The organism is Paenibacillus enshidis (assembly GCF_042136365.1).
In the GTDB taxonomy this organism is placed as follows: domain Bacteria; phylum Bacillota; class Bacilli; order Paenibacillales; family Paenibacillaceae; genus Paenibacillus; species Paenibacillus enshidis.
Map to the genome: position 1 here is coordinate 1 of NZ_JBHHMI010000011.1, position 12965 is coordinate 12965.

The 12965-nt window shown below is 50.3% G+C and carries 9 protein-coding genes and 1 pseudogene; 8 read left to right on the plus strand and 2 right to left on the minus strand.

Annotated features, from left to right (window positions below; all coding sequences use genetic code 11):
• Together ACE41H_RS13875 and ACE41H_RS13880 are read left to right on the plus strand one after the other, a co-directional pair.
• Window positions 1-264, plus strand: a pseudogene (locus ACE41H_RS13875) (3-beta hydroxysteroid dehydrogenase); the annotation flags it as partial.
• A gap of 335 nt (window positions 265-599) precedes the next feature.
• Window positions 600-1067, plus strand: a complete 468-nt coding sequence (locus ACE41H_RS13880) for a DinB family protein (RefSeq protein ID WP_375355868.1) — start codon at window positions 600-602, stop codon at window positions 1065-1067.
• Window positions 1068-1173: 106 nt separating this feature from the next.
• On the opposite strand, the gene ACE41H_RS13885 is transcribed toward ACE41H_RS13880, so the two are convergent.
• Window positions 1174-2472 carry an alpha-glucosidase/alpha-galactosidase gene (locus ACE41H_RS13885; RefSeq protein WP_375355870.1) on the minus strand — a complete coding sequence of 433 codons (1299 nt, stop codon included), beginning with the start codon at window positions 2470-2472 and terminating at the stop codon, window positions 1174-1176.
• A gap of 175 nt (window positions 2473-2647) precedes the next feature.
• Between ACE41H_RS13885 and ACE41H_RS13890 the strand changes: the two genes are divergently transcribed.
• The 3 genes from ACE41H_RS13890 to ACE41H_RS13900 all read left to right on the plus strand — a co-directional run bounded on the left by ACE41H_RS13890 (window position 2648) and on the right by ACE41H_RS13900 (window position 3972).
• On the plus strand, window positions 2648-3499 hold the full coding sequence (locus tag ACE41H_RS13890; protein ID WP_375355872.1) for an AraC family transcriptional regulator: 852 nt from the start codon (window positions 2648-2650) through the stop codon (window positions 3497-3499).
• A gap of 48 nt (window positions 3500-3547) precedes the next feature.
• On the plus strand, window positions 3548-3742 hold the full coding sequence (locus ACE41H_RS13895) for an HAD family hydrolase (protein ID WP_375355873.1): 195 nt from the start codon (window positions 3548-3550) through the stop codon (window positions 3740-3742).
• Window positions 3743-3828: 86 nt separating this feature from the next.
• The gene (locus ACE41H_RS13900) at window positions 3829-3972 is read left to right on the plus strand and encodes a hypothetical protein (RefSeq protein WP_375355874.1); all 144 of its coding nucleotides are present in this window, start codon (window positions 3829-3831) and stop codon (window positions 3970-3972) included.
• A gap of 272 nt (window positions 3973-4244) precedes the next feature.
• Here ACE41H_RS13900 and ACE41H_RS13905 read toward each other — a convergent pair whose 3' ends face one another.
• Window positions 4245-5120 (minus strand): helix-turn-helix transcriptional regulator, encoded by an 876-nt coding sequence (locus ACE41H_RS13905; RefSeq protein ID WP_375355875.1) that lies wholly within the window; start codon window positions 5118-5120, stop codon window positions 4245-4247.
• A 250-nt stretch (window positions 5121-5370) separates the two neighbouring features.
• Here ACE41H_RS13905 and ACE41H_RS13910 point away from each other — a divergent pair, with 250 nt between their 5' ends.
• The 3 genes from ACE41H_RS13910 to ACE41H_RS13920 all read left to right on the plus strand — a co-directional run bounded on the left by ACE41H_RS13910 (window position 5371) and on the right by ACE41H_RS13920 (window position 12904).
• Window positions 5371-7308 carry a glycoside hydrolase family 127 protein gene (locus ACE41H_RS13910; protein WP_375355876.1) on the plus strand — a complete coding sequence of 646 codons (1938 nt, stop codon included), beginning with the start codon at window positions 5371-5373 and terminating at the stop codon, window positions 7306-7308.
• Window positions 7309-7335: 27 nt separating this feature from the next.
• Window positions 7336-8706 carry a glycoside-pentoside-hexuronide (GPH):cation symporter gene (locus ACE41H_RS13915; RefSeq protein WP_375355878.1) on the plus strand — a complete coding sequence of 457 codons (1371 nt, stop codon included), beginning with the start codon at window positions 7336-7338 and terminating at the stop codon, window positions 8704-8706.
• A 178-nt stretch (window positions 8707-8884) separates the two neighbouring features.
• Complete coding sequence (locus tag ACE41H_RS13920) at window positions 8885-12904, plus strand: DUF5695 domain-containing protein (RefSeq protein ID WP_375355879.1); 4020 nt, start codon at window positions 8885-8887, stop codon at window positions 12902-12904.
• Window positions 12905-12965 lie beyond the last annotated feature (61 nt).

Consider the following 12965-nt stretch of genomic DNA (forward strand, 5'->3'; position numbering starts at 1 on the left):
CGGCTGCTTGGCGTCGGTGAAGTAGGCATTCCGTTCCGCGAGATCGCCGAGGTCATCGGGCGGCAATTGAACGTGCCGGCGGTCAGCATCACAGCTGAAGAAGCAACTGCCCATTTCGGCTTTCTTGGGCCCATTGCGGCATTCGACATCGCAGGCGCGTTCAACACTGCGCAGGAGAGTCTGGCAACACGGGAGCTTCTGGGCTGGAAACCGATGCAGCCCGGACTGATCGCTGATCTCGAAGAAGGGCATTATTTTGCATAAAAAAGAAGGGTGTACCAACAGCCTTAAATGGCTGCTTGGACACCCCCTTATAATTACTTCAACTTTAGCTTAGCGTATTTTATCAAAAGTTCTGCTTGCATGTCCCTGGGTCATTTGGACAAGGTCTAATGGAAATTTGTTGCTCTATAGTGTGATCCATCGTGTGTAGAATTATTCCTGATAGCAACATTATTCTGAATCAACCAAGGGGCGGAGTTTCAATGATGCTCCAGAGCATTGAATACAGGAATGAAACGCGAATAATGAAGGTGGAATGCAGTGATTACTTCTTGAGAAGTTGAACAATTTCTAACGTGAACAGGAGGAGAAAACGAATGTCTGACGTCTACGCTTTTCATTTAATGGACCGCACCCGCCAGAGATTACTGAAGCAACTGGAGACGCTTCCGGAAGCCAAGCGAAACGTGGTTCCGCAGGGCTTTAACAACAGTATCCACTGGCAGCTTGGTCATGTCGTTACCCTTGCGGACGGGATCATCTATGGCATTGCGGGTAAGCCGATTCCGCTTCCGGAAAGCTATACCGTTTTCTTTTGGCCGGGGACGAAGCCGGCAGATTGGATCGGAGAACCGCCGTCCTGGGAAGAGCTTATGCAGCTGTTAAATGAGCAGCCGTCCCGTCTCCGCGATACCTTTGCAGGAATACTGGATGAACCTGTAGCCAAGAAGGATAACCTTGGACAAGCAGAGACAATTGGCGAACTTATCCATTTAAGCAATACACATGAATGCTCTCATGAAGGCATCATCAACGCCATGATCAAAATTTTGAACCAGCAATAAGAACAAGCGTACAGTAGCAGGCTTCTTGTCTGAAAAAGTTGAAGCTTGCTGTCTGAAAAAAGTTGAGGCTGGCCGCAATGCGGCCAGCCTCTTTTTTACAGGTAGATTAGTGAAACTCGGGCAGCCAGTCGTCGTGCGCCTCAATCAGGTCGTCACAGAGAGCAACGATATCATCCAGGGAAAGCTCAGCCGCTGTATGAGGGTCCAGCATGGCCGCATGATAGATATGCTCCTTTTTGCCCGTAACCGCAGCTTCAATCGTCAGCAGTTGGGTGTTGATATTCGTACGGTTAAGAGCGGCCAGCTGCGGCGGGAGGTCTCCGACATAGGTTGGAGTTACACCGCTTTTGTCGACAAGGCACGGTACTTCCACACAGGCCTCTCGCGGCAGATTTGGGATCAGGCCCGTGTTCAGTACGTTACCCCCGATTTTGAAAGGAGTACCAGTCTCAATCGCTTCAAGAATGTAAGACGCATATTCGCGCGAGCGCGCATGCTCCAAGTCCGCATTATTAACTATTTCCTCACGCATTTCCGTCCAGCGCTTGATCTGATTCACACAGCGGCGTGGGTATTCATCCAGCGGAATATTCAATTTTTCGATCAGTTCAGGGTAACGTTGCTTAATAAAATATGGATGATACTCAGCCGTATGCTCGGAGGACTCGGTATTATAATAGCCGAACTTCAGCAGCATTTCGTAACGCACCCTATCATGATGCTGTTCCTTCTGCTTCTCGGCCGCCCGCCGCTTGATTTCCGGGTACAGGTCCTTCCCGTCCTTCGTTACCTCCAGCAGCCATGCCATATGATTGATGCCGGCGATTTTGGACTGGACGCCGGTGGGGTCCAGCTCCAGATCTCTGAACAGATCCGGAATGCAGGATTGCACGCTGTGGCAGAGGCCGACTGTATTTACACCGCCCTGGGTAATCATGACCTGGGTCAGCACCGCCATCGGGTTGGTGTAGTTTAGGAACAGCGCGTTTGGACAGACCTCGCGCATATCGGCCGCAAAATCCAGCATAACCGGGATGGTGCGCAGATTACGGAAGATTCCGCCGATTCCGACGGTATCGGCAATCGTCTGCCGCAGGCCGTACTTCTTCGGAACCTCAAAGTCGGTAATCGTGCAGGGGTCATAACCTCCTACCTGGATGGCGTTGACAACATATTTGGCCCCGCGCAGCGCCTCTTTGCGATTGGAGTATGATTTTATAATGCAGGTGCTGCTGCTGCTGCGCTTCAAATTGTTAAGCATACGCTCTGAATCGGCGAGCCGCTGCGGATCGATATCAAATAAAGCAAGCTCAAAGCCCTGCAGGGCAGGGGTATGCATGCAGTCACCCAGTACATTTTTGGCAAATACGGTACTGCCTGCTCCGAGAAATGTAATTTTGGCCATGCTTGTTTCCTCCTCTTAAAAGGTATGCGCAACTGTTTTTTTGTTGAGGTAAAGCGCTCCCAAGCTGCTCTGCTCAAGCTATAATATAGAGAAAGTCCCCGGTGATGAGTATGGAAGAATACAAGAAGCATATGGACTTTTGTTGCATAAGCAGATGGAACAGGAGGGGGGCGCTATGGATCACGAGGAGTTTACCGTTGGCATCAACCTGTCTCCACGGGACAGAAGTCTGGCTGTGCTGTTCAGCGGGGAAGGCAAGCCTTACCCTGCCCACAAAATTGGCCCGGCTGTCCACGGCTACTATTTGATGCATACGGTATTAAGCGGAGAGGGTGTGTTTGAGTGCGGCGGACAGTCTCTCATTTGCCGGGAAGGGGATACCTTTATCATTTTCCCGGGTGTTCTGTTCAGCTATGAAGCGAGTGCCAGTCAGCCCTGGCATTATATCTGGACGGCGTTTCAAGGGGAGGCGGCACACGATGTAATGGAGGATATGGGTCTGACTCCCCGGCATCCGGTCATACATAAAACCTCAATCCGCGGATTAGTCAGCTTGTACCGGCGTATCCGGCGCTGCTTTGAGGATTCCAGCGAACCACGGCTGCAGGATTTGGAGGCGTCCGGCTGGCTGCGGCTGCTGCTCCATCGTCTGGGCAAAGAGGGGAAACGTATCCCGCTCGGGCGGGACGATCTGTCTGATATAGACCGTCAGGTCGAGCAAGCAATCCGCTGGATTACGCTGCAGTATCATCAGCCCATAACCATTGAAGGCATGGCCCAAAGCCTGGGCTATCACCGTGCACACCTTTCCAAGGCTTTTAAGCAGAAAACAGGGCGTTCTCCCAAGCAGTATTTGATGCAGGTTCGGCTGGAGCAGGCAAAGACGCTGCTCGAAGGAACGCTGACGGTAGAACAAGTGGCTTCCGCGGTCGGATTTAAGGATGCGCTGTATTTTTCCAAGCTTTTTCGCAGATGGGCGGGCCTTTCTCCAACGGAGTATAGGGGGCAAAATCGTATTCAGCGGTAAAGCGGCACTGAAAGATTGATTCATACTTGAAACGGTCAGGAGGCAATTATGGTTACCATTAAAGCTGTCATATTTGATCTGGACAATACGCTTGTGGAGCGTACGACCACGTTTACCAACTTTGCCCGCTCTTTTGCCGATACATATTTTCAGCATATAACGTCCAGGGAAGGGCTGGTCAAAAGGATAATCGAATTGGATGAGGACGGGTATAAAGAAAAAAACGCAGTAGCTTCGATGTGATTGTAATTTCGGAAGAGGCGGGCATTAAGAAGCCGGATATACAAGCATTTGACCAGTTTCACAGTCGGGTGGGAGGAGGCCGTAAAATGATCTATGTGGATGATCAGGAGAAGAATCTGGTACCGGCCAAAGAGCTGGGCTGGACCGCAGTTCTGGCAGACTCAGAGGGACAATGGACAGAGAGAGTCTCTTATCTGTTAAAGACATTTAACATAAGGAATCGGTGGTAGTAACATGGAATTTACAGCGCGAAAATTCTAATGGTTGTGAGCGGCGCTATTTGGGTGAAAACGGGGTGGTTACAAAATGCAACGGTTGCCAGCGAGCTTATCTCCCGTTTTTCCGCAGGTCAGGGGCTTGTTTCGCCTAAATAAGCGCGCGCACAACCGTTAGGAAAGAAACCTTGTTTTTCTCGGCCGAATAGGCTCGGTGACATCCGTTAGCAAAGAAATGCACCGGAAATATCGATCATTCGAGGCGAGCCCATCCCTTGTTTATCCTGCTAGTGGCTTGGCCTCCAATACTGCTGTCTGTAATTTTTCGGTGACACCCCGAATTTTTCCTTGAAGCATCTGGAGAAATAGCTGGCCTGGGAGAACCCGGTTTCTTCTGTAATTTGTTGAATGGGCAAGTCGGTTTGCAGCAAAAGATTGCGACTCTGCTCGAGCCGGTAATCCATTAAATATTCAAGCGGTGTACGCTGGAAGGCGGCTTTCATGCAGCGGGCCAGATAGTTTTGGTGCACGTGAAAATGGGCCTCCAAATCTTTATTGGTGACCGTGTTTTTGTAATTTTGCTTTAAATAGATTTCGATCTGCTCTGCCAGCTTGGCAGAGCTGTTTTTGCTGCTTTGATCATACTCCAGGCTGCTGAAAATATTAACAAAAGTTTGTTGAGTCTCCCAAAGCGCCAGCTTTCTGGGCTTTAAAGTGGAGGCTAACAAATAGTCCAATTTGGCAAACAGCTCTTGCGGATTGACCACTTTTTGGAATTTGGGCAAATGAATGGTCGTATGCTCTGAATGAAAATGCAGCTCCGGAATGGGCGCGCTGGGTGTAATGAAGTTGGGTAAGACTTGTGCGCACCAGGTGCTGTTGGTTTGAAAGTGGAACCAGTAAAAGGAGGTTTGTTCTGTACAGGCCTCAATGGGAAAATGGTGCTTGTCCGGCTCTAGAATTAAAGCGAAATTTTCAGTAACCCGCCACACCTGATCCTCCTCCCCGATGTGCAGCATTCCTTCCTTGATGATAATCACGTCAAAATAACCCAGGTTATAACGGTTCGGATGCCAATCCCCTTTTTGGTATGTCGTAAAATTCCCCTCAATGAAATAAGGAAGCGGAGGAACAAGAAAGGATAGAAAGTCCGTTTTGCTCATGATAGCCAGCTCCTTTATGAGTGCATATTTACAGTCGGAATCGCAAGCCAATTGCCATTCGCAAAATGCAGGCAAGTGTGAAATCGTATAAGTTTTAGTTAAAGATGGCGGTTTTTTTAAGGGATTCAGGTTGATAAAATAAGCACTGTGCAAGGAGAGCTCAGGTTAATCTGGTCGGTATGATGTTTACTTTATCGTGATTTCACGGAAAATGAAAGCGTTCTATTATCAAGGAGGGAATGTTGGTTCAATGAAAACAGCAAAGCCAGTCAAGGGTGTCATCGTGGAGGATTCATTTTGGAAAAAGTACAAGCAGGTGGTAGCGGAAGAGGTCATTCCTTATCAATGGAAAGCATTGAATGATGAATTGCCGGATGCAGAACCAAGCCATGCCATTGAAAACTTTAAAATTGCTGCCGGGGAATCAAGCGGTGAATATTATGGAACCGTATTCCAGGACAGTGATATTGCCAAATGGCTGGAGACGGTGGCCTTTAGTCTGAGAGATCATCCGAATCCGGCGCTTGAGGCACAGGCGGATGAAGTGATTGATCTGCTGGGAAGAGCCCAGGCTGAAGACGGATATCTGAATACTTACTATCTGTTGAAGGAGCCCGCCAATCGCTGGACTAATCTAAGAGACAATCATGAGCTGTACTGTGCAGGGCATTTTATAGAAGCGGCTGTGGCTTACTACGAAACGACAGGCAAGACCAAGCTCCTGCACATCATGGAGAAATATGTATCACTTATTCAGCAGACGTTTGGCACAGAGGACGGTAAGTTAAAAGGCTATCCGGGGCATGAAGAAATTGAGCTGGCCTTGATCAAATTATACGGTGTAACCGGAAAGGATCAATATCTTATGCTGGCCCGATATTTTATTGAACAGCGCGGGCAGAAATCCATTTATTTTATAGAGGAACAGGAAAAGAGAAAGCATATTCAGACAGCGCCTACCTGGAATGATGATAACTATATCAATTTTGGCCTGGGCTTCGAATACCAGCAGGCGCACCGGCCGGTTCGTGAGCAAACGGAGGCTGTCGGCCATGCGGTCAGAGCGATGTATCTGTATATTGCGATGGCGGACTTGGCGGCGGCGACGGGAGATGCTTCCCTGCTGAAGAGCTGCGAAACCCTTTGGGAAGATGTGACCAATCATAAAATGTACATTACCGGCGGGGTCGGCTCTGCCGTGAATGGGGAGGCTTTTACCTCCAGTTATGATCTCCCCAACGACAGCATGTACTGCGAAACCTGCGCCTCGGTGGGGCTGGTCTTCTGGGCTAATCGGATGCTGCGCTTAACACCTGACCGGAAATATGCCGATGTGCTGGAACGGGCGTTGTACAATGGAACGATCAGTGGAATGGATCTGGACGGCAAACGTTTCTTTTACGTCAATCCGCTGGAGGTCAATCCTTTCCAAGTCTCCAGAAAAGATCAGGAGCATGTCAAGACAGAGCGGCAAAAATGGTTCTTCTGCGCCTGCTGCCCACCCAATCTGGCCCGAATGATCGCGTCGGTCGAAGATCATGTGTACACCCAGACGGAGGACACCCTGTATACACACTTATATATCGCAGGCAAGGCGAGCCTGGTTTTATCCGGGCAAGAGGTTGAAATCACACAAACTCACCATTATCCATGGGATGCGGACTTGAGCTTTTCTGTTCATACGACAAAGCCAGCTTCCTTTAACTGGGCATTTCGAATCCCGGGTTGGTGCAAGCAAGCAGAGGTGAACGGGGAATCCGTTTCATTAGATCACCTGGATAAAGGTTATGTTGTGCTTCAGCGCACCTGGGAGGATGGGGATGTGGTTACTCTGCATTTGGCTATGCCTGTGGAACGCATGCGGAGCCATCCGCTAGTATCCATGAATCAGCAGCAGGTAGCTCTTCAGCGCGGTCCGGTCGTGTACTGCCTGGAGGAAGTGGATAACGGGCCCAACCTGGCAGGGCTAAGATTGCCTAAGTGCAGCCTGATCAGGGAGGAGTTCGATGCAAGCCTGCTGGGTGGAGTTGCCAAGTTGATCGCAGGGGGTTACCGGGTAAAAAGTACTGCCGCATTATACAGCTCCGAGTCGCAGGAATGGATTCCTCAGACGATCACGGCCATCCCATATTACGCCTGGTGCAACCGGACTAAAGGGGAAATGCGTGTGTGGATCTATGAATCATAATTCAGTCGTATGAGGAGATGAAGTACCATGAGTACAAGAATTGAGAGTACGGAACCGGCCAGAAAAGCTGCAGGAGCAGTTCCTTTCCATCGCAAAATCAGTTATTCATTGACCGATACGGCTGGCAATTTGTTATACTGCGTCATTTCTAGCTATCTGCTGTATTTTTATACAGATGTTTTTGGGCTTTCCATGGGAATAGCCGGAACGCTGCTGTTTATTACCCGTTTGCTCGACGCTATCGATGCCCCGCTTTGGGGCATCCTGATTGACCGCACCAAATCAAAATACGGCCAGAGCCGACCTTATTTTCTATGGTTAGCGATCCCGTTTGCCGTATTCATGGTCCTGACGTTTACGACTCCCGATTTGAGCGGTACAGCAAAAATCGCCTACGCTGCTGCTACTTACATCATTGCAGGTATTTTGTATACGGGAATCAGTACGCCGATTACATCCATTTTGCCGAATCTGAGCACCGATTCCAATGAGCGTGTTGTCCTGAACTCTTTCCGTATGGTCGGGGGCAATGTGGGCTTTTTCATAGCTACGACGTTTACACTGCCACTGGTAACGCTCTTTGGACAAGGCAATGATCAAAAAGGATTCACGTTCACGCTCTCTTTATTTGGTGTAATGGCTGTCATCATGTTTTTCATCGCTTTTACCAACTTGCGAGAACATACGGCCGTTAAAGCCAAACCCGTTCCCATTGCCAAAAGCTTTGCCGCAGTCAAACGTAACTGGCCCTGGATACTTGTTGTCACCGCCAACCTGTGCTACTGGATTGGTCTGAATATTCGTTCATCAACGCTTGTCTACTATTTGCAGTACAATCTGAACAGTAAGGAATTGGTGCCCTTCATCAATGGTTTAACCTCTTTACAGTTAATCTCGATGGTGTTGATTCCGTTGTTTGCTGTGAAAATGGGTAAACATAAGATCATGATCATCGGGTTGATTCTGGCTGCATTGGGACAAGTTGTGATTTTAACGGGAAGCGCGAATCTGACCCTGATTATCACAGGTTGGATCATAGGGGCATTGGGGTCCGGTTTTGCATGTTCCATGCCATTTGCGATGTTGTCCGATACGGTAGATTACGGGGAGTGGAAAAATGGCATCCGGGCCAGCGGATTTCTGACCTCTATAGGAAGCGCCTTCTGTATCAAAGCGGGCAGCGGAATTGGCGGATTATTGCCAGCGTGGGTGATGGATCGGACAGGCTATATTGCCGGTGGCGTGCAAACGCCTGCCGCGTTGTCCGGCATTCAGTTCAGCTTTATCTGGCTGCCGTTTATCATTTTCCTGGTGGGCATCATTCCTATGTTTTTCTATAAGAGATTTGAAATGAATGAGGCATCCATTCAACAGGATTTAATGGCAAGAAGAAGTTGATAGAGGTTGAAATTCTGCATAAACCGGTTGAAACTGTTTATTCTCCACATAGGCCAAGCTTTGTACAATGATTGTGAAGCGCTTACATTCTCAATAAAGGAGGTTGCGGCGTTATGATCAATCTTCAGGCGATGGGTAGTCCAGGCAGGAACTTCAATTCAGGAAGGGGGCGGTACAGATGAAATTCAAGATGATCCTGACAGCCTTTTTAGCTTTAACCGCTGCATCCATGTGGTTGAAGACGCAAACGGCGGCGGCCTATGAGCTGGCCAATGACAAGCTGACCATTCAGACCGGCCAGCATGGCGAAATTTCATCCATTCGTATCAAGGGAGACGCTTTTCCGACAGAATACGTAATGAACGCCACGGTATCCCCGGAGCAGAACACCGCAGATCATCAATGGCTGGGTGAGCTGATGTTCACGTACAGACTGGATGGAGGCAGTTGGGCCAAGGCATCGACGAACAAGTCGGCAGACGTGCGCAAGATCACGAACAGTGGCAATCGTGTCACCGTCACGTATGAGAATTCGGGCAATGCGGAAGGCATACGCAATTTTAAAGTGATTGAGACCTATTCGGCGGAGCCGGATGGTTCGGTGCGGTGGAATATCGAGGTGCAGAATACGAGTGGCAAAAAGTTGGAAATTGGCGATTTTGGCTTGCCGCTGCCTTTCAATGAGCAGTGGACCTATGGTGACGCGATTTATGAAACGAGAGTGGTGACCCATTCCTTTGTTGGCAATAACGGCTCCTATATTACAGCCGGGCGTCCCAGCGGTATTGGCTCTTCCCTGCTGATGATTCCGGATGCCGCGACAAGCGCAGGTTTTGAATACCAGGATCGTTGGCGGGACGAGGAGCATCCGGGCAGCAAGTGGGCCTGGAATCCGGCAAATGAAGGCAAATGGATCGAGGGGCTGAATGTTTTTTATATTCATTCCAATGTCATCAAGTCTACCAACCGTGGGTATTTGCCCAACACGAGCCTGACCCTGAATCCCGCTGAAAACCGCAATTATGGCTTCAAGTTTCTGGCGGTAAAGGACGAACAAGACATGAAAGAGAAGCTGTACGAGGAAAATTTGCTGGATGTGACCGTGGTGTCGGGCATGATTGTGCCTACGAATCAGAAGGCTAAGGTGGACCTGCGCACCAAGCAGACGATTAACAAGGTGACTTACCCGGATGGAACCGTCATTCCGGTGAAGGAAAGCAAGGCTGGCGGGCATAACATTTATGAGCTGCAGCTCACCAAGCTGGGGCCGAACAATATTACCGTGGAATATGGAAATGGCAGCAAAACGGTGTTACAGTTCTACGCCATCGAGCCGGTGGATCAGGCCCTGCAGCGGCACGCTACCTTTATGGTCGAGAAGACGCAGTGGAATGTGCCGGGGGATCTGCGCGACAAGGTATTTGACGATTGGATGATGCATACCAAGTCGAAGCGCAATGTTTTCAATGGCTATTGGGGCTGGGGGGATGATTGGGGTCTGACCCACGGACAGTTCCTGGCCGAGAAAAATGTGCTGACTCCGGTCGCCAGGGAAGTGCAGGCGGTGGATGATTATCTGGAGACGGCCATCTGGACGAATCTGATGAATGGGCATCATGAGGATTATTTGATTCATGATTTCCTGATGCCGGAGCCCAACGACACACCGACCTATCGCGGATATGCATATCCGCACGTATACAATACCTATTTCAGCATGTACAAGATTGCGAAGGAGTACCCGAATCTTGTGACTTACAAGCATCCGAAGGAAACGTATTTGCTGCGGGCGTATAACATCTTCAAAGCCTTGTATGAAGGGCCGGTCGCGTACAACTGGGAAACAGGTCTGATGGGCGAGCTGACCACACCGGATATTATTCAGGCGCTTGAAGAAGAGGGATTCGTGGATGAGGCGAGTGATCTCAAGGAAAAAATGGACCGCAAATTTAACAATTTCAAAAATACGAAATATCCTTACGGCTCTGAATACAGCTACGATAATACAGGCGAAGAGGCAGTCTATACGTTGGCTAAAATGAAAGCGAATGCCGGTGAAGAGGAAAGCAAGTCGCTGGAAATGATGGGCAAAATCAATGCCAAAACACGGGCGTCACGCGGGCATATGCCTGTATGGTACTATTACGCCGATCCGGTCACGATTACCGGGGAGAACTGGTTTAACTTCCAGTATACGACCTCGCTGGCAGGTTACGCGATGGATGACTGGATCCGCTACCATGAGAGCAATCGCCGTGAGGAACAGCAGCGTTTGTCCTATGCGGCCAAGATTGCCAACGTCGGAGCGATTAACTCCGGACAAATCAGCTCAGACCCTGCGAACATCGGGGCGGTTGCCTGGACGTATCAGGCGGAAAAGGGCAATAACGGAACGAACGGCACCGGCGGCGGCAGAAATATTCCGCTCTTGAATGGCTGGCGCGGCATGAGCGGCGAGGCGGACCTTGGCTTGTTCGGTGCGCTGCACACGCTGAGCGCAGATGTCGCGGTTGATCCGATTTTTGGATTGACAGGTTACGGTGCAGAGGTGAGCGAAAGCGGTGATATCTATACGATCAAGCCGCTGGATGGATTGTACAAGCGGATCAATCTGATTACGGAGAAGCTGTACATGGAGCTGAGCAAGGATCAATTTACCGAAGCCAAGCTGTCCGCATCCAAGGACTATGTATGGTTCCAGTTGAAGAATCAAACAGGTCAAGCTCACACCACGTATGTTACCTTTGAGGGCTTGGAGAAAGGCACGTACCTGGTAAAGGTGAATGGTCAAGCGAAAGGAAAATTTAACGCATATGCGCCAGTCAACAAGCTTAAATTGGAGATCGGTACGGCTGCTTCCTACACGGTAGAGCTGACACCGACTACACCGGACCCGAACCAGGCTCCGGCCGTCAATGCCGGCCAGGATGTCACAGTAAAGCTGCCTGATCCGATCGTTCTGAAAGGAACGGCTGAGGATGACGGGCTCCCGCAAGGCAAGGTGACCAGCGAGTGGAGTCTTGTTGATGCTCCGCAGGGGGCGAATGTCACCTTCGCCGGCAAAACATCGCTGCGCACAAAGGTGAACGTATCCGCGCCAGGAACGTATCAGTTCAAGCTGACCGCCAGCGACTCTTTACTGTCTGCAGAAGACATTGTCAGCGTGGTGGTAGAGCCAGCGGCACCGCTGCCTGAGCAGCTTGCGCTATACAAGCTTGATGAAACGAGCGGCACAGTAGCTGCGGATTCCTCGGGCAGCGGCAATAATGCTGCTGTGAAGGGAACGGCTGCATGGGCTCAGGGGATCAAAGGCAATGCCGTCAGCCTGAACGGCACGGACAGCTATGTGCAGCTTCCGGCGGGCATCGTGAGCCGGGCGCAGCAATTGACCGTATCCGGTTGGGTTAAGGCGAATAGCCTCAGTGATTATATGCGGATTTTTGATTTCGGCTCCGGGACGAATGAATACATGTTCCTGACCCCCAAAGCCGGGAACCGGATGCTGTTTGCTATTACGGTCAATGGCAACGGGGCAGGGCAGGAACAAACGATCACCGGCCCTGTGCTGCCGACAGGGGTATGGAAGCATGTTGCAGTCACGCTGAACGGCTCCACAGGAATTTTGTACGTGGACGGCCGGGAAGTAGGGCGTAATACCAGCCTGACCTTGAATCCGACCAGTCTGGGTCAGACCAAGAACAACTATATCGGCAAATCTCAATACCCTGACCCGTATCTCAACGGTCTGGTGGATGATTTCCGCATCTACAGCCGTGCTTTGAGTGCAGCCGAGGTGCTGAATCTGGCCACCGCGACCGCACAGAGCCTGCTGCCGATGGGAGATATCACGGCTCTGAAGGAAGTAAGTGTAACGACATCTGCGGGTATCAAGCCGGAGCTCCCGAGCGTGGTGGAGGCTACGTATGGAGAAGGAGAAGGCTCCAGCAAATGGGTGGACGTGCAATGGGAGGATATAGACCCTGCACTCTACGCTGCTCCCGGGTCATTTGAAGTGAAGGGTACGGTAGAGGGCACCCTGTTGCAGGCCATAGCGAGGGTAACCGTTATTGAAGCGGGGGCAGAGGTTCAGATGGAAAGCCCGGATAGCCAGCCGAATTTGGCAGCCCCGGTTCCCCCGGTGACATCTGATTTGCCGATTTCGCCCATCAGTTCCGGCAAGTCAGCAGGAAATCCCTGATGGGGAGAGGAAATATTAAATAGCTGTTATTAACGTTGCCCGTCGTCACTCTTTTCCCGCA